Source organism: Solirubrobacter soli DSM 22325, assembly GCF_000423665.1.
GTDB lineage: Bacteria > Actinomycetota > Thermoleophilia > Solirubrobacterales > Solirubrobacteraceae > Solirubrobacter > Solirubrobacter soli.
In genome coordinates this window covers 429929-446813 of the sequence record NZ_KE384071.1, presented here as the reverse complement: position 1 = coordinate 446813, position 16885 = coordinate 429929, and the positions used below count along the sequence as shown (strand labels likewise).

19 protein-coding genes, 1 tRNA gene and 1 pseudogene are annotated in these 16885 nt (G+C 71.3%); 14 read left to right on the top strand and 7 right to left on the bottom strand.

The genetic code is table 11. From position 1 onward, the window contains the following. Positions 1–9: 9 nt before the first annotated feature. Positions 10–762 (bottom strand): HNH endonuclease signature motif containing protein, encoded by a 753-nt coding sequence (locus tag G569_RS59920; protein WP_157592586.1) that lies wholly within the window; start codon positions 760–762, stop codon positions 10–12. 37 nt (positions 763–799) lie between these two features. Further along, a tRNA-Gln gene (locus G569_RS0137925) sits at positions 800–872 on the bottom strand. A 27-nt stretch (positions 873–899) separates the two neighbouring features. Between G569_RS0137925 and glmU the strand changes: the two genes are divergently transcribed. From glmU to G569_RS65740, 3 genes are all read left to right on the top strand, one after another. Beyond that, on the top strand, positions 900–2282 hold the full coding sequence (glmU, locus tag G569_RS0137920; RefSeq protein WP_037501868.1) for a bifunctional UDP-N-acetylglucosamine diphosphorylase/glucosamine-1-phosphate N-acetyltransferase GlmU: 1383 nt from the start codon (positions 900–902) through the stop codon (positions 2280–2282). Between the two features lie 101 nt (positions 2283–2383). Then, positions 2384–3340, top strand: coding sequence for a ribose-phosphate diphosphokinase (locus tag G569_RS0137915; protein WP_037501865.1), 957 nt, complete (start codon positions 2384–2386; stop codon positions 3338–3340). Between the two features lie 113 nt (positions 3341–3453). After that, positions 3454–3624, top strand: coding sequence for a hypothetical protein (locus G569_RS65740; protein WP_245602668.1), 171 nt, complete (start codon positions 3454–3456; stop codon positions 3622–3624). Here the strand turns inward: G569_RS65740 and G569_RS0137905 are convergent. After that, positions 3605–3886 carry a DUF4235 domain-containing protein gene (locus G569_RS0137905; RefSeq protein ID WP_028067260.1) on the bottom strand — a complete coding sequence of 94 codons (282 nt, stop codon included), beginning with the start codon at positions 3884–3886 and terminating at the stop codon, positions 3605–3607. The two genes, G569_RS65740 and G569_RS0137905, sit on opposite strands and share 20 nt — an antisense overlap. Positions 3887–4001: 115 nt before the next feature. Here G569_RS0137905 and G569_RS0137900 point away from each other — a divergent pair, with 115 nt between their 5' ends. The 3 genes from G569_RS0137900 (at position 4002) to G569_RS0137890 (ending at position 7079) form a co-directional block, all read left to right on the top strand. Then, entirely contained in the window at positions 4002–4703 is a 702-nt protein-coding gene (locus G569_RS0137900; protein WP_028067259.1) for a hypothetical protein, read from the top strand. Positions 4704–4715: 12 nt separating this feature from the next. Continuing rightward, positions 4716–5165 (top strand): hypothetical protein, encoded by a 450-nt coding sequence (locus G569_RS0137895; RefSeq protein ID WP_028067258.1) that lies wholly within the window; start codon positions 4716–4718, stop codon positions 5163–5165. Between the two features lie 75 nt (positions 5166–5240). Further along, positions 5241–7079, top strand: a complete 1839-nt coding sequence (locus tag G569_RS0137890; protein WP_028067257.1) for a glycoside hydrolase family 2 protein — start codon at positions 5241–5243, stop codon at positions 7077–7079. On the opposite strand, the gene G569_RS0137885 is transcribed toward G569_RS0137890, so the two are convergent. Beyond that, positions 7072–7407, bottom strand: coding sequence for a hypothetical protein (locus G569_RS0137885; protein ID WP_028067256.1), 336 nt, complete (start codon positions 7405–7407; stop codon positions 7072–7074). The genes G569_RS0137890 and G569_RS0137885 overlap by 8 nt on opposite strands. Positions 7408–7512: 105 nt before the next feature. Between G569_RS0137885 and G569_RS55085 the strand changes: the two genes are divergently transcribed. Both G569_RS55085 and pth read left to right on the top strand, forming a co-directional pair. Next, entirely contained in the window at positions 7513–8196 is a 684-nt protein-coding gene (locus G569_RS55085) for a 50S ribosomal protein L25 (protein ID WP_064750562.1), read from the top strand. Continuing rightward, positions 8193–8753 carry an aminoacyl-tRNA hydrolase gene (gene pth / locus G569_RS0137875; RefSeq protein WP_028067255.1) on the top strand — a complete coding sequence of 187 codons (561 nt, stop codon included), beginning with the start codon at positions 8193–8195 and terminating at the stop codon, positions 8751–8753. Before G569_RS55085 ends, pth begins: the two co-directional genes overlap by 4 nt. On the opposite strand, the gene G569_RS0137870 is transcribed toward pth, so the two are convergent. Next, positions 8743–9219 (bottom strand): VOC family protein, encoded by a 477-nt coding sequence (locus G569_RS0137870; protein ID WP_028067254.1) that lies wholly within the window; start codon positions 9217–9219, stop codon positions 8743–8745. The two genes, pth and G569_RS0137870, sit on opposite strands and share 11 nt — an antisense overlap. A gap of 75 nt (positions 9220–9294) precedes the next feature. Here G569_RS0137870 and G569_RS0137865 point away from each other — a divergent pair, with 75 nt between their 5' ends. The 6 genes and pseudogenes from G569_RS0137865 to G569_RS66600 form a co-directional block, all read left to right on the top strand. Then, on the top strand, positions 9295–12126 hold the full coding sequence (locus G569_RS0137865) for a helix-turn-helix transcriptional regulator (RefSeq protein ID WP_028067253.1): 2832 nt from the start codon (positions 9295–9297) through the stop codon (positions 12124–12126). 26 nt (positions 12127–12152) lie between these two features. After that, positions 12153–12599 (top strand): allene oxide cyclase barrel-like domain-containing protein, encoded by a 447-nt coding sequence (locus G569_RS0137860; protein ID WP_028067252.1) that lies wholly within the window; start codon positions 12153–12155, stop codon positions 12597–12599. A 37-nt stretch (positions 12600–12636) separates the two neighbouring features. Continuing rightward, on the top strand, positions 12637–13191 hold the full coding sequence (locus G569_RS59915; RefSeq protein WP_053227613.1) for an RNA polymerase sigma factor: 555 nt from the start codon (positions 12637–12639) through the stop codon (positions 13189–13191). After that, the gene (locus G569_RS55070; RefSeq protein WP_028067250.1) at positions 13188–14273 is read left to right on the top strand and encodes a hypothetical protein; all 1086 of its coding nucleotides are present in this window, start codon (positions 13188–13190) and stop codon (positions 14271–14273) included. Before G569_RS59915 ends, G569_RS55070 begins: the two co-directional genes overlap by 4 nt. Positions 14274–14284: 11 nt before the next feature. After that, positions 14285–15010, top strand: coding sequence for a class I SAM-dependent methyltransferase (locus G569_RS0137845; protein WP_028067249.1), 726 nt, complete (start codon positions 14285–14287; stop codon positions 15008–15010). A gap of 13 nt (positions 15011–15023) precedes the next feature. Then, positions 15024–15194 (top strand): annotated as a pseudogene (locus G569_RS66600) (glycerophosphodiester phosphodiesterase family protein); the annotation flags it as partial. Between the two features lie 149 nt (positions 15195–15343). Here the strand turns inward: G569_RS66600 and G569_RS55065 are convergent. Then, positions 15344–16297: an AAA family ATPase gene (locus tag G569_RS55065; protein WP_053227612.1), complete on the bottom strand. Its 954-nt coding sequence runs from the start codon at positions 16295–16297 to the stop codon at positions 15344–15346. Continuing rightward, the gene (gene pnuC / locus G569_RS0137830; protein WP_053227611.1) at positions 16276–16860 is read right to left on the bottom strand and encodes a nicotinamide riboside transporter PnuC; all 585 of its coding nucleotides are present in this window, start codon (positions 16858–16860) and stop codon (positions 16276–16278) included. Before pnuC ends, G569_RS55065 begins: the two co-directional genes overlap by 22 nt. Positions 16861–16885: the final 25 nt, after the last annotated feature.

The window sequence follows — 16885 nt, the reverse complement described above, 5'->3', positions numbered from 1 at the left end:
GCCTAGGCGCTATTCGAACGATTCGACGCCATCTCTCCCCGAAGGCGCACCTGCGCGTGCGCGCTCGTACCCACGCACCCATTTCCGGACCGCGTTGTCACTCACGCCGTACCGCCGCCCGACCGCACGCCACCCCTCCGCCTCGACCTCCCTCACGAGCACTTCATACGACGGCCGCTCCACCCGCCGCGCTCCCGGCCGCGGCAACCCGCCCCGCTCCCAGCGCGTCCCGCATTCCCGCGAGCAGAACCGCTGCTTCGCCGACTTCGGACGGAAGGACCGACCGCAGCGCTCGCATGCCTGGTCCTGGATCGTTCGCAGATTCGCCTTGCCGCAGTGCGTTTCGAGCGTGGCGTTGCAGTTCGGGCAGACGATCCGAAGGTTCTCGAGTCGATTGTCGTCGGCGCGGCCGTTGATGTGGTCCAGGACCAGCGACATGTGGCGCCCGTTCCACAGCTCGTTCTGACCGCAGAGCTCGCAGACCCTGTCCTTGAGACCGGTGTCGTACAACCGTTGCTTGAGGCTGCGCCGGCTGTACTGCGAGCTCTCGACGAGGACGTCTTCGAGTGGGATCGGCTCGCGGCCCCGCGGCGGCGGAGTTCCCGTGAAGTGCTCCGTCGAGATCTCCCACTCGGTCAGCCAATGGCGCAGGACACGGTGGTTCCCACCCGCCGGACGCAGCCCGAAATGGCGCAGCACCTCGGTCATCGTCGCCGACACGGCGACCGCGGCTTCGAGTTCGTCGCGAGCGTAGCGCTGCACGAACACATGTTCGCATCGGTGCCGGACGGCACCGCGACTGGGGAGCAAGGACTCGAACCCTGATTCCCGGGACCAAAACCCGGTGTCCTGGCCTGTTGGACGACTCCCCACCAAAGTAGAGGCGCCCCGATACTACGATGCGAGCGGTGTCCGCGCCCACGGTCGTCATCATCGCCGCCGGCGAGGGAACGCGCATGCGTTCCGCGCTGCCCAAGGTTCTCCACCCGCTCTGCGGGCGCCCGCTGATCCTCTGGCCGGTGACCGCCGCGCAGGAGGCCGGTGCGGGCAAGGTCGTCGTCGTCGACAACCCGAAGCGGCGGCTCGAGGACTGGCTGCCCGACGACGTCGCCCTCGCCGTGCAGCCCGAGCCCAACGGGACCGGTGGTGCGGTCGCCGCTGCCACGGAGCACATCGCCCCGGACGCCACCGTGGTGATCATCAACGGCGACGTGCCGCTGATCTCGTCTGAGGCGATCAGGGAGCTCGTCGCCGCGCACGAGGAGAGCGGCGCGGCGGCCACGATGGCGACGATGGAGCCTGACGACCCCGCGCAGTACGGCCGCGTCCTCAGGGACGAGCACGGCAACGTGACGCGCGTCGTCGAGGCCAAGGGCGCCGCCGGCGACGCGACGCCCGAGCAGCTCGCGATCCGCGAGGTCAACACCGGGGTCTACGCGTTCGGCGGGAAGCACCTCCTCGAGGCGCTCCAGAACATCGACTCCGACAACGCGCAGAACGAGCTGTACCTGCCGGACACCCTCCCGAAGCTGCGGGAAGCGGGCGAGACGATCGCCGGTCACCTGGTCACGGATTTCACGATCACGCTCGGCGTCAACGACCGGGTCGAGCTCGAGCAGGTGCGCAAGTTGGCGCAAAGGCGCATCAACGAGTGGCACGCCCGCAATGGGGTCACGATCGTCGACCTCGACACGGCGCACATCGACGTCGAGGTCGACATCGGCCGCGACACGGTGATCGAGCCCGGCACGGTCCTCAAGGGCGCAACGACGATCGGAAACGACTGCCGCATCGGCCCGTTCACGACGATCACGGACTCGCAGATCGGCGACGGGGTGTCGATCCCACACTCCTACCTGGTCAAGGCGCGCGTCGACGACCACGGCACGATCGGCCCGTTCGCCTACCTGCGCCCCGACGCCCACCTGCACCCGAACGCCAAGGCCGGCGCGTTCGTGGAGATCAAGAACTCGAGCATCGGCAAGGGCACGAAGGTCCCGCACCTGTCCTACATCGGTGACGCCGACGTGGGTGAGAACACGAACATCGGCGCCGGCAACATCACGGCCAACTACGACGGCTTCAAGAAGCACCGCACTAAAATCGGGTCCAACGTGAGAACGAGCGTTGACACCGCATTCGTCGCCCCGGTCGAGGTCGGCGACGGCGCCTTCACCGGCGCTGGGAGCGTCATCACCGAGGACGTCCCGGAGAACGCGCTCGGGATCGCCCGCGCCCGGCAGACGAACATCGCGGACTATGCGGAACGCCGGAAGCCGTGACGACCGCCGCCCGACGTACACTCCCTCATGCCGTGAGCGCCCTGTCGCCTAGAACCTCATCGGCCACGTCACTGCCGCTCAGCGGCTATGACAAGCGGCTGATGCTCTTCGCCGGCCGCTCGAATCCCGAGCTCGCCGCGAAGATCGCCAACAAGCTGGGCCTCGAGCTCGGCGGAGTCACCCTCAAGACCTTCTCCAACGGCGAGGTGTACTGCCGCTACGAGGAGTCGATCCGAGGCGCTGACGTCTTCATCGTCCAGCCGACGTGCGGGAATCCGGAGACGGGGATCACCGCCAACGACGCGCTGATGGAGCTGCTGATCATGATCGACGCGGCGGTGGGTGCCTCCGCGCACCGCGTGATCGCCGTGACGCCGTGGTTCGGCTACAGCCGCCAGGACAAGAAGTCGGCGCCGCGCGAGCCGATCTCCAGCCGCCTCGTCGCCCACATGCTCGAGGCCGCGGGCGCGGACCGCGTGCTGACCATGGACCTCCACGCCGGCCAGGTGCAGGGCTTCTTCTCCAAGCCCGTGGACCACATGACGGCGATGTTCATCCTCACGCAGTACTTCCGCGACCAGCAGCTCGAGGACCTGGTCGTGGTCAGCCCCGACGCGGGCCGCGTGAAGCTGGCCAAGAAGTTCGCGGAGAAGGTCGGCGCCGAGCTGGCGATCCTCAACAAGGAGCGCCCGGCCCAGCAGGTGGCGGAGATCGCCTACGTGATCGGCGACGTGAAGGACAAGACCGCCGTGATCGTCGACGACATCATCGACACCGCCGGCACGCTGCGCGCCGCGGGGGAGACGGTCAAGGACGAGGGCGCGCGCCGCGTCTTCGCCGCCGCCACCCACCCGGTGCTCTCCGGCAACGCCTTCGAGAACCTCGCGGCGAGCCCGTTCGAGCGGATCGTCACCACGGACACGATCCCGTTGCGCCCCGGCGCCCCGGACAACATCACGGTGCTGTCCGTCGCCGACCTGCTGACGGACTCGATCCGCCGTATCTTCACCGACGACTCCGTCGCCGAGGTCTTCGGCGGCGAGAACCAGCTGTTCTGAGCGCCGCACGCCTGCAGACCGTCCTGGGCCTCACCGACGAGGAGCTGCTGCAGACCCTCGGAAGCGACCCCATCGCGGTCATCACGGGCGAGGAGGACCTGCGGCCGGAGATCATGATCCTGCTCCAGCTGCTCGAGGAGGGCACCGGCCCGCCGCCGAGCGCGTGGCTGCGCGCCGGCGACCCGAGCCCGCTGCAACGTCTCGTGCAGCAGGACTTCGCCGGGTTCGAGGACGCCCTCGCGGACTACCGCGAACGCGGCTTCGTCATTCGTCGTCGAGCTTGACCTGCTTGGGGCCGGGCCAGAACCCGGTGAGGTAGCGCCAGCCCATCGCGCCATAGCGGTCGACGATGACGCGCGTGGTCTGGAAGATCACGCCCTGGAGCGCCGCGGCGGTGAGGATCTTCGGCCATGCGGCCTGCTCCGTGATGCCCTTCGGCGGCTCCGAGTCGTCGATCTTCGTCCACGTGTAGTCGAACAGCCGCCTGCTCAGCAGGCCCGCGACGATGCCGAGGATGAAGCCGAACGGCTTGTAGATGAAGCTCACGGACGCCGACGATACCCGTTCCGACGGCCTGTCCAATCGGCGGTAGCGTAATCCGACCGCGAGGCGGTAATGATGTTAGGCACAAGGACCGATACTCGTCTCTGGGAAGCACGACATGGACGAACACGCAGACGACATCCTCAAGCGGGCTTTGATCGACGCCGAGGCCGCGGCCTCGGTCGCCTTGCGCGTCACCCCGCTCAGCCTCTCCGAGGCGCTGACCGTGGTCTTCCACGGCCGGAAGGACCTCGGGACGATCCAGACCTACATCGCCCACGGCGGCCGCGGGGCCGGTGAGGCCGTCGGCAAGGACGAGCTCATGCGCGTCCCGCTCGACCTCGATCTCGCCGCCGCCGAGGACCGCGCGGAGGCCGAGCACCTCTTCGCCGAACAGGCGGGCGCGTTGCGCGACGCCCTGATCGGCGCCGACACCGTGCTCGACATCTGGCGCGAGCCGTTCGAGGACATGGTCGGAGACCACGTGCGGGTCGACCGGCGCCTGAAGCTCGACGTCCGCCTGCCCGCCCACCGGCTGCTCCCGACCGCGCTCGTCTCGCCCGAGAAGCAGATCGTCGTCACGGCGGTCTGCGGCGCCCGCCCGCTGGCCGCGGGCCGGCCGCCGATGGGGATCGCCGTCGGCCAGCAGGACGTCGTGCGCGTCTATCCGCTGCCGGACGACCCGGAGCGCTGCCTCGAGGACTTCCTCCAGCTGGCCGCCGAACACGCCCGCGAGCTGGCGGAGCAGCTGGGCCGCCAGGAGGCGTCCGTGCAGCGGTTCCTCGAACTCTCAGGCGAAGATTTTCATCAGACGGGATAGCGTTGCGGCCGCGTGAAGCGGTCGCAGCTCTACATCGTCATCGGCTTCGGGCTGTTCTTCTTCCTCGGCATCTCGGCGATGCTCGCGCGATCGCTGACCGCCACGGGGACCGAGCGCTCGAAGGTGCTCGAGATCACCCAGGCCCAGGCGCGCGGGGACGCCAAGGCGGTCCTGCATGACACGCCGGCGTGTGCGAAGGAGCCCGCGTGCGCCGCCGCCACCGACGCGTTCGTGAGCAAGCTCAAGCGTCCCGGCGACGTCGAGATCCTCCAGTACCGCCCGAGCGTCCAACTCCCGCTGACCAACGCTGTCGGCACCGGCCGCGTCGCCTGGCGCGCGGGACGCGACGGACTGCCGGTCGTCCAGTGCGTGCGTGTGCGCCGCGACGGCCCGCTCTCGGGCGCCACCGTCGAACTGCTCTCGATCTCCGCCCCCATCGGCCGTGAATCGTCCTGCCCGTAGCGGAACTATCCGCCGCCGCCCGTGTTGAGATTGCCCGTGATGCGGTCGCGCCTTCGATTCCTCCTGCCTGTATTCGTGCTGCTCCTGGTCGTTCCCCAGGCCGCGCACGCCGCCGATAAACCCACCGAGAAAGCCCTCTACAAGGACGGTCCGGAGGGCCGCTACCTGCTCGACGGGCAGTGGTTGTTCCGGCTGGACAACGAGGACCAGGGCGTCAAGAACCGCTTCATGCGCCAGACGTCGACGAGCGGCTGGATCAAGACGACGGTGCCGAACGTGTGGAACCTCGGCGACCCGTCGAACGAGTCGATGGCGGGTGGGATCGGCTGGTATCGCAAGGACTTCGTGCTGCCGAGCGCGGACACCGACCTGGCGTGGGTGTTCCGCTTCGAGTCGGTCAACTACCGCGCGAAGGTGTGGCTGAACGGCACGCCGCTGGGCGAGAACACCGGCGCGTACATCCCGTTCGAGATGGTCGCCAAGGCGCTCAAGCGCACGGGCACGAACCGGCTCGTCGTGCGTGTGGACTCGCGCCGCAAGATCACCGACTTCCCGCCCTCCGGCCTCAACACGGACGGCGTCCCGACCGGTGGCTGGTGGAACTACTCCGGCATCCAGCGCGAGGTCTACCTGCGCAAGGTCGACAAGCTCGACTTCCAGAAGGTCCTCGTGCGCCCGCTCATCGACTGCGCGACCTGCCCGGCGCGGATCGACGCGAAGATCAACCTCAAGAACTACGCGCGTGACGGGCAGCGGGCCCAGATCACGGGCAAGTTCGGCGACCGCAAGTTCAATCTGGGGACCAAGACCGTCGGGCGCGATTCGATCGTCGAGTTCTCGGACAGCGTCCGGATCGACAAGCCGCACCTGTGGTCGCCGTCGGACCCGTACCTGTACGACGTGGCCTTCACGGTGCGCGTGGACGGCAAGAAGGTCGCCGGCTACTCGCTGCACAGCGGGATCCGGTCGATCAAGGTGGTCAACGGGCGGCTGATACTCAACGGGCAGTACCTGAACGTCCGCGGCGTCGGGCTGCACGAGGACTCCAAGGCGCAGGGCTTCGCGATCGACAACGCGCGACGCGAGCAGCTGGTCAACGACGCCAAGGAGCTCGGCGCGACCGTCCTGCGCACCCACTACCCGCTGCACCCGTACACGCACGAGCTCGCGGACCGGCTGGGCCTGTTGATCTGGTCGGAGATCCCGGTCTACAGCGTCAAGACGGAGGTCTTGAAGGAGCCCACGGTGCGGCGGCTGGCGGTCGAGGAGCTCTCGAAGAACATCAACGCCAACGAGAACCACCCGTCGGTGATGCTCTGGTCGGTCGGCAACGAGCTCTCGTCCCAGCCGGGACCGGTGCAGGTCGCCTACATCAACGCCGCGGTCAAGTTCGCCAAGCAGATGGACCCGACGCGGCCCGTGGGCCTCGCGGTCGCGGCGTACCCGAGCTCGCTCTGCCAGGCGGCCGAGTACAAGTCACTCGACGTGCTCGGGCTCAACGACTACTTCGGCTGGTACCCGGGGCCGAGCGGCCAGATCTTCGACCGCACCAAGCTCTCCGGCTACCTCGACGCGGCCCGCGCCTGCTACCCCAACCAGGCGCTGATGATCACCGAGTTCGGCGCGGAGGCCAACCGCGACGGCCCGGCCGAGGAGAAGGGCACCTGGGCCTTCCAGAACGAGTGGATCAACTACCAGCTGGGCGTGATCGGCTCCAAGCCGTGGCTCAGCGGGGCGATCTACTGGGCGCTGAACGAGTTCTGGGTGCGACCGGGCTGGGACGGCGGCAACCCGCGGCCGACGAACCCGATCCACCAGAAGGGCCTGATCACGTACGACGGCGTACGCAAGCCGGCCTGGGCCGAGGTCCAGCGCTGGTACAAGTCGACGCAGCAGTTCGTCCCGGCTACCTAGTCACGCGGCGACGGCTCGGGCGCGCGGGCTCCACGGGCTTGCGCGTCCGGACCCGGCGGCGGCCGGGGTCCGCGAGCTTGTCGTGACCCGTGCGCATGCGCTTGTCCGACTGGACGGCGAACGGGAGCGGGATGCCGCCTGAGGGCGAGGTCTTGGGCTTGTCCGAGATGCGGTCGTTGCCGCCGCCGCCGGAGTCGTCCTCGTCGTCGCCGGACCAAGAAGACGCGCCGTCGGACCGAAGGAACATCAAGAAGAGCGCGCCGCCCAGCACGAGGGCCACGAGGTGGAGAACGCCGAAGATCACAAGCAGCTCCGCGTCGGGGGACATTGCTCAATGATTACCCACTCGGCCCGCTGTCCATAACCCAGGTTCGCTACCATGCTCGGCCGCTCATCGCGCCGACTACCCATGCCCGCGGTGACAACTCAGATCATGGCCGACTCCACGAAGCTTTCCCTCAACGCCCGCGACCCCGAGGGCTCGCGTACCGCCCGGCGGCTCCGCCGCTCGGGCGAGGTGCCCGGCGTCATCTACGGCGGTGACGGTGAGCCGTCTCACTTCTCCGTTGACGCGCGGATCCTCCGCAACACGCTCGCCCACTCGGGAGCGATCCTCGACATCTCCGTCGACGGTGGCAAGAGCGCTCCTGTGCTCGTCAAGGACCTCCAGCGCCATCCGGTGCGCGGGGACATCATGCACGTGGACTTCCTCCGCGTGAACATGAACGAGACGATCCAGACGACCGTCGTCCTCGAGCTGCTCGGCGCCGACGAGGCGCCTGGCGTCGTCCAGGGCGGCGTGCTCTCCCAGGAGACGCGCGAGGTCAACATCGAGGCGCTGCCGGGTGACATCCCGGACTCGATCACGCACGACGTCTCCGCGATGGAGATCAACGAGACGCTCACGCTCTCCGCGGTCACCGCCCCGGCGGGCATCACGCTGCTCGACGACCCTGACGAGACCGTCATCGCGACGATCACCCCGCCGACCGTCGAGCCGGTCGAGGATGAGATCGAGACCGAGACGCAGCTCGTGGGTGAGGGCGACGCCGAGGCTGAGGCCGAGGGCGACGCCGAGGCGCCCGCCGAGGGCGACGCCTCGGGCGACGAGTCCTGAAGGTCTTCTCCTCCACACCGGTCGACTGGCTGATCGTCGGGCTCGGCAACCCCGGGCCCGGCTACGTCGAGACGCCGCACAACGTCGGCTTCAAGGTCGCGGAGGAGTTGGCCCGGCGCTGGGATCTCCCCAAGCCGAAGAAGAAGTTCGCGGGTGAGCTTTCGGAAGGACGTACGCGTTCCGGCGGCCCCCGCGTCGCGGTGCTCAAGCCGCAGACCTACATGAACGAGGCGGGGCGTTCGGCCGGCCCCGCCCGAGGGTCATTCAAGCTCGATCTCGACCGTGTGGTGGTGTTGCACGACGAGATCGATCTGCCGTTCGGGGACATCCGCTCCCGCCTGGGCGGCGGGCTGGCGGGCCACAACGGGCTGAAGTCCTTGAAGCGCGAGCTGGGGTCGGCGGACTTCCACCGCGTGCGGATCGGCGTCGGGCGGCCGGACTCGACCGACCCGGACATCGTCGCCGCCTACGTGCTCGGGCGCTGGCGCCAGTCGACGGCTGAGGTCGCCGACCTGGTGTCGCGCGCGGCCGACGAGGCCGAGCGCATCATCGGCTGAACGCGTCCAGGTCGAGCGGCAGGTTGACGAGCGCGAGCTCGCCGTCGGGCGTGCGCGGCCACTCGTCGAACGGGCGGTCCCAGTAGAGCTCGAGGCCGTTGCCGTCAGGATCGGTGAGGTAGATCGACTCCGACGCGCCGTGGTCGGAGCCGTGGCTGACGGGGTAGTCGCTCGCCCGGATCTGCGCGAGCGCCTTCGCCAGCGCCGCGCGGCTGGGGTACCGGATCGCGGCGTGATAGAGCCCGGTGTGGGCCGGCGCGGGCGGGGTGCCGTGCGCGCTCTCGAGCGTGTTCAGCCCGATGTGGTGGTGATAACCGCCTGCAGCGAGGAACGCGAGCTGGTCGCCGATGCGGCCGGTGACCGTGAAGCCGAGGACATCGCGGTAGAAGGCGAGCGCGCGGTCGAGGTCGGCCACCTTGAGGTGGACGTGGCCGATCTGGGCGCCGGGATCGATCGTCGAGTTCATGCCGTCGACGATCCCGCTTCCCGCTCCGCGCGACATTGGGGACACCCCCGAACCGCATCCCCATAGAGTTCGGCCGTGCAGGAGCGCGACGCGGAGATCTCGGCCATCCGGCGCGTGCTGGCGGACGGCGGGGCGGGGCTGCTGATCGAAGGGCCGCCGGGGATCGGCAAGACGCGGCTGCTGGCCGCGGCGCGTGAGCTGGCGGGCGGGCACGGAGTGCTCAGCGCGCGGGGGTCCGAGCTCGAACGCGACTTCCCGTTCGCGGTCGTGCGCCAGCTGCTTGAACCGGCGGCGCACGAGGGCGTGTTCGCGGGCGCGGCGGCCCTCGCGCGACCGGTCCTCGAGGGCGTCGGCGGTGAGCAGGACGCGGGCTCGGCGCTCCACGGCCTCTACTGGCTCGTCGCGAACCTCGCGGCCGAGCGTCCGCTGCTGGTGCTGGTGGACGACATCCACTGGGCCGATCTGGCGTCGTTGCGCTGGCTTGCGTACCTCGCGCAGCGGCTCGACGGTCTCGCCGTGAGCCTCATCGCCGCGGCCCGCCCGGCCGAGGCGGGCGAGGGACAGCCGGTGCTCGACAACCTCGCCCACAACCCGTCGATCGAGGTGCTCGAGCCGCGCGGGCTCAGCGTCGACGCCGTCGCCCGCGCGATCGCCGACACGCTCGGCCCCCCGGACGACGCGTTCACCGCCGCCTGCGCGCGGGTCACCGGCGGCAACCCGTTCCTCCTCGGCGAGCTCCTCCGCGAGCTGGCCACGGTCGCCCCGACGGCCGCCAACGCGGGTTTGGTCGAGCGGCAGACCTCGCGGACGGTGTCGCGCTCGGCGCTGGCGCGGCTGCGCCGGCTGCCCCCGGCGGCGACCGCGCTCGCGCGCGCCGTCGTGATCCTCGGCGACGGCGCCGAACCCGCCCTGGCAGCCGCGCTCGCCGAGCTCGAGCCCGACGAGGCGAGCCGCGCCGCCGACGCGCTGGAGGACGCCGCGATCGTGACGTCGCGCGACGACGCGGCCCCGGCGGGCGCCGCCGCAGCCTCGGCCGGCGGGCCCGAGCAGCGCGGCGGGCGGCGGCTCTCGTTCGTCCATCCCCTCGTGCGCGAGTCGGTGTACGCGGAGCTGTCCGCCGGCGACCGGGCGCGCGGGCATGCGCGGGCGGCGCAGCTGCTCACCGCTGCGGGAGCGGACGCGGAGCGGGTCGCGATCCATCGCCACGAGGGCGATCCCGCGGGCGATCCGGAGGCCGTGCGGGTGCTGCGCGAGGCCGCCGCCAGCGCTCGGCGGCGCGGGGCGACCGAGGTCGCGCTGAGCCACCTCCGGCGTGCGCTGCTCGAGCCGCCGGCGCCCGAGGACGAGCGCGCGGTCAAGCGCGAGCTCGGTGCGGTCGAGCTGCAGTCGGCGCAGTACGACGCGGCCGCCGAGCACCTCGCGGCGGCGGCCGACGATCCCGCCGTCGCGGCCGAGCTCGGCGCGGCGTTGCAGCTCGCCGGCCGGCCGGTGGAGGCGGTCGCGGCGCTCTCGGCCGCCATCGACGCGCTGTCCGACGAGCAGCGGGAGCTCGGGCTGCTGCTGCAGGCGACGCGGGCCGCCGCCTCGCAGGGGAACCGCGAGGCCGCCGCGCTCGCGCGCGAGGCGGGCTTCCGGTTCGGCGCCGAGGTCGACGACCCGCGCACGCCCGGCGAGCGGCTGTTCGTCTCCGGCCTCGCCTACCGGGAGGCGATGACGGGCGACGCGGCGCGGGCGCGCGAGCTCGGCCAACGCACGCTCGGCCTGCTCGACGATCCCGGCCCGGGAAGCCCGGCGGTCTACAGCGCGCCGCTCGCGCTCCTGTTCAGCGGCGCGCTCGTCGAGGCGACGCAGGGGTTCACGCGCGTGATCGACTGGGCCCGCGAGCACGGCTCGTTCCTCTCCTTCGTGCAGGGCTCGCACCTGCGGGCGGGCGCGTGGTGGCGGCGCGGGAACCTCGCCGAGGCGGAGGCCGACGCCGAGAACGCCGCCGCCCACCCGAGCTTCATGATCCGCCCCGCGGCGCTCGCGCTGGTCGAGATCCGGCTCGTGCAGGACGACGTCGAGGGCGCCGAGCGCCTCTGGCACGACCTCGGCCTCGAGCAGGACCCGATGTCCGGCCGCGCCTCCGTCGGCACCCGCCAGGTCCGCGCCCGTGTCCGCGCCGCGACCGGTCGCCACGAGGAGGCGCTGGCGGAGCTGCTCGCGAGCCGCGAGCTGGAGGCCGCCTGGGGCATCCGCACACCCGCCCACTCGACCTGGCGCTCCGACGCCGTCCGCCTGCTCACGACGCTCGACCGCGTCGACGAGGCGCTCGCGCTGGCCGAGGAGGACGTCGCCCGCGCCCGGCGCTTCGGCGACCCGCGGCCGCTGGGCATGGCGCTGCGCGCCGCGGGCCTGGCGGCCGCGAAGGGCGGGCGCGCGGCGCCCGTGGGCGGCGAGGCGGCGCGGGGCGCCGCGGCGCTCCTCGCGGAGTCGGTCGCGGTGCTGCGGCCCTCGCCCGCGCGGCTCGAGCTCGCGCTCTCCCTCCTCGAGCTCGGCGCCGCGGTGCGCCGCGGCGGCAAGCGCGCCGACGCGCGGGAGCCGTTGCGGGAGGCCGTCGCGGTCGCCGCGGAGTGCGGCGCGACGGCGGTCGCGGCGCGGGCGCATGACGAGCTCGTCGCCGCCGGGGCGCGGCCGCGACGCGACCCGATCGAGAGCCGCAGCCGCCTGACCGCCAGCGAGAGCCGCGTGGCGAGGATGGCGGGCGACGGGATGACGAACCGCGAGATCGCGCAGGCGCTGTTCCTGACCGAGAAGACGATCGAGGTCCACCTGACGAGCACGTACCGCAAGCTCGACATCAGCTCGCGCTCGCAGCTCCCGCGTGCTCTCGGGGAAAGTCTCGGGGGCGCCCCTGAGGTCGGCTGAGCGCCGGCCGGGGAGCCTCCGGCGCCATGAAGATCACTCGACTCCTCCCCATCCCGATCGTCGCCCTCGCCCTCACCGCCGCGGGCGCGTCCGCCCACGAGAACGGCAAGGCCTTCGAGGTCACAGGCAAGGTCATCGCCCCGCCGACGATGATCGACCTCGGCACGCCGGGCCCGGGCGTCGGCGACCAGCAGATCATCTCGATGGACGTCTTCAAGGGCGCTCAGAAGATCGGCTCCAGCCACGTCGTCTGCGTCCGGGTCCGCGCGGACGTCGCCCAGTGCGACAACGTCACGCACCTCCCGGCCGGTGACATCGTCGCCACCGGCCTCGTCACCGACGCGCAGGAGGAGACGTCGCCGTTCATCCAGGCGATCACCGGCGGGACCGGCGCCTACCGCAACGCGCACGGCCAGTTGACCGTGTCCGAGGCCGGCCCGCAGCCCGCGACGCTGCGCTTCGAGCTCAGCTGAGTCACAACAACGAGCCAGGTCCCTAAGTACGGAGCAGATGGACGAACGCTCCGACGACGACCTGCTCGCCGCCACGCGCGCGGAGCCCGAGGCCTTCGCGGTCTTCTACCGCCGCCACGTGACGGTGCTGCTCGCCTACTTCGCGCGCCGCACCCGCGACGCGGAGCTCGCCGCCGACCTGACCGCCGAGACGTTCGCTGCTGCGTTGAGCGGCGCGCACCGCCACCGCCCGGAGAAGGGACCGGCGATCGCGTGGCTGTACGGGATCGCGCGCCGCCAGCTCGCCGAGGCGGCCCGGCGCGGCGCGGTCGAGGACCGCGCCCGCCGCCGGCTCGGCATGGATCCGATCACCCTCACCGACGAGGGGCTCGAGCGGGTCGAGGCGCTGGCCACCGCCGACGCCTCCGCCCGGCTGCTGCACGAGGGCCTCGCGGCGCTCCCGCCCGACCAGCGCGACGCCGTCCTCGCCCGCGTCCTCGAGGAGCAGGACTACGCGGAGATCGCGACCCGCGCCCGCACGTCGGAGTCCGTCGTCCGCAAGCGCGTCTCCCGCGGCCTCGCCGGCCTGCGCTCACGACTGGAGGGCCAATGAACGACTTCGTCGACGACCTCGAGCGGGAGCTGCTCGCCGCCGCCCGCCGCCGGACCGCGGCGGCGCGTGGCGTGAGCGCGGGGTGGCGCCGCGTGCTGGGCGCGCGCGGCGTCGGCGCCGCGGGGCGAGGTCGGCCGAGGGCGGGCGCTCGCCGCGGCGCGGGCCGGGTCGGCCTGGCGCGCGGCGGCGCGGTCCTCGTCGCGCTGGCCGCCCTGGCCGCGGTGCTCACGCTCGTCGTCCGGCCCGCGCCGGCCCCGGAGACGCCGGCGACGCGCGGGACGAGCTTGCCCGCGCCTGCGGCGCCCGCGGACTGTCGCGGGCCGATGACGGTCACCGCGCACGGCACGCCGGACGCCATCCTGCGGGAGTTCGCCGTGCTCCGCCGCGAGCCGCGCAGGTCCGACGCGCTGCCCGGGGGCGCATTGGGGTGGCTCCCGATCGGGAACTACGGGCGCGACGCCGCGCGCCGGGTCGGCGACGTGCTGCTCGTGCCGACGGACCGCGTGCTCGACCGCTCGACACGCTGCGGGGCCGTCCGAGATCGCGGCCCCGGGGTCTGCCTCGTCACCGAAAAGCCGACGGCGGGTCTCTGCTTCACGCTCGACGAGATCCTCGCCGGCCGCGCGTTCGAGCTGGACAGCGGCTGGGTCACCGGGCTCGTGCCGGACAGCTGGGGCCAGGTCGAGTTCGGCATCCAGGGAACCCGCACACGACTGCCCGTGAGCGCAAATGTCGTGCGGGAGGAGTTCGGCGGGCTCCGGCCCGGCGACGCGTTCACGGCCACTCGGCTCGCCGATCCGCCGCGGATCCTGCTGATCAACGAGACGCAGACCGAGGGCCTTGCCGCGGCGACCCGTGACGAGCTGCGTGCGGCGCTCGGCGACATGAAGGCGACGTTCCTGGTCGATCGCTCACCCAGGACGAACCGGCACAGGACCACGATCGACAGCGTCCGGCGGACGACGATCGCCAACCCGATCGCGCAGACGCTCCGCACGGGCTACACGACCCACGAGACCGAGCCCGCCGATCCCGGCGCGCCCGACGTGATCGTCCGCCTGGGAAGCGACCGTATGCGATAACGTACACGCGTATGCCGCCTCGTGAATGGGATGCCAGCTCGTACGACCGCATGTCGAACCCGCAGCTCACGATGGGCCGCGACGTTCTCGACCGGCTCGGCCTTCGCGGGGACGAGCGGGTGCTCGACGCCGGCTGCGGCACCGGCCGCGTCACCGAGCTCCTCAAGGAGCGCGTCCCGAACGGCACCGTGATCGCCGTCGACGGCAGCGCCGCGATGGTCGAGCAGACCCGCGCCCGCGGGATCGACGCGTTCACCGCCGACCTGGTGGAACTCCAGCTCGACGAGCCCGTCGACGCGATCCTCAGCACCGCCACCTTCCACTGGATCAAGGACCACGACGCGCTGTTCGCCCGCATGCACGACGCGCTGCGCCCCGGCGGCCGGATCAGCGCCCAATGCGGCGGCTTCGGCAACGTCGCCAACGTCCAGGAGGCGATCGACGCCGTCGACCATCCCGCGCTCCGCGGCTGGCCCGGCCCGTGGAACTTCGCGACCCCCGAGGAGACCACGCGCCGGCTGAGCAACGCGGGCTTCACCGACATCTGGACGTGGCTGCAGCCCTGGCTGGTCGAGCCGCCGCACCCGAAGGAGTACTTCACGACCGTGATCCTCGGCTCGCACCTCGAGCGCCTCCCGGAAGCGGACCGCGAGCCGTTCGTGGACGCGGTGCTCGAGCACGGCACCCACGCGAACTACGTGCGGCTGAACATCCTGGCGCGCAAGAAACTCACTTGAGATCGCCGCGCCCGTGAAGGGATGCGGGCATGAAGATGAGACGCCGCGTTCCACGCCGCGCCGGCGAGCGCCCAGACGACCCCTCCCGATCACCTACGCCCCCGAGAACACGCTGCAGTCCTACGAGTACGCGTTCGCGTTCGGCGTGGACTTCGTCGAGGTCGACGTCCAGCAGGCCAAGGACGGGAAGTTCGTCGCTCCACGACGACACGGCCGACCGCACGACCAACGGCACCGGCCGCATGATCGGCGACTACGTCCCGGTGACGTTCACGCAGGCGATCGGCCCCACCGACGCGCTGCGCACCGGAACCTACGCCAAGACGCTCACCTTCACGCTGTCGACGACAGCGCCGTGAGCACCTGATCCACCCGCTCCGCGACGCTTCCGCGGACCTCGATCCAGGGTCCGCGGAGGCGCTCGCGGAAGCGCTGAGTCATCCACCCACGCAGGTGCTCGCCGTCGCGCCACCCGTCCTGCTCCCAGGGGATGTCGTCGCTCGTCAGCACCGAGAGCGCATACGACCGCGACGCCGCGATCCGCTCGACCGCGCCTGTCGAGCGCCCCATGTAGCGCTCCTGCCAGATGCACGTCGCCAACGCGTCGGTGTCGCAGACCAGCACGGGACCGGACGCCCGCGCGGCCCGGTCCTCGTCGAGCTGCTGGCGGCGGGCGATCATCTCGAAATCGGCGTGGCGCCAGCGGTACGGCAGCCCGCGCGCCTCGCTCACCTCGCGCCCGACCTCCCGCACCCACAGCGTCCCCAGCCGCTCGGCCAGCGCCCGCGCCAACGTCGTCGTCCCCGTCGACTCGGCCCCCGTGATCACCACGCGCCGCACGAAGTACGCCCGCACGTCCGGATCCAGCGACGACCACCACGCCGCCGGATCCGCCCGCACCGCGGTCCCCGAGATCTCGCCCCCGCGCTGCAGCCGCACGTGCTCGACACCCCACCGCGAAGCCAGCAGGTCGCCGTACGCCTCGCCCGTGAAGACCGCGTCGATCGGCTCGTTGAGCAGTCGCTCCATCAGCTCGATGTGCGCGTCGTGGATCAACGGATCATCGAAGTCGACCGGGATCTCGTCCCACCCCGCGACGACCCGCGCCCCCGGATGCCGCGAGCGCATCCAGTCGCGCCGCAGCGCCAGCGGAATCCGCTCCGACGACGCCCCGAGCACGAGCACGGTCACGCGCGAGCACCGCGACAGGGCGAACTCGACGAGCTCGTGATGGCCCGCGTGCGGCGGCAGGAACTTCCCGAGGACTAGACCGTGACGATGCGCCATTGCCGCCATCCCTGGACGCAGAGTGCGAGGAACACGATGTACACGACCGCGGTCAGGTTCAGGTCGCGGGAGAAGTACAGCGGCACGTAGATCACGTCGACCGCGATCCACACGACCCAGGTCTCGAGGCGCTTGAGGTTCAGCAGTAGTTGCGCGCCCAGCGACATCGACGTCGTCGCCGCGTCCCAGCCGGGCGCCGCGCCGTGCGCCTCGCGCAGGATCGGCACGAGGATCAGTGTCGCCGCGATCACGGCCACGCCGGTCCCCACGAGCAGGCCGACCGACGCGCGCGTCACCCGCAGCGGCTGGTGGGTGCGTTTCCACCACACCCACCAGCCCATGAACCCGAGCACGATGTACACCGCCTGCAGCGCCATGTCGGCGTACAGCCGCGCGTCGGCGAACAGGACGATGAAGAACACGTTGTTGGCGATTCCGATCGGGAAGGTCTCGATCCGCTGCGCGACCGCCAGGGCGACGCAGGCGATGCCGGTGACGAAGCCGGCGAGCTCGGCCCACGTGACGGGCTCGCCGAGGATCTCGAAGACTGTTTTGGTCAACACGACTAGAAATGTACCCGTCCTAGAG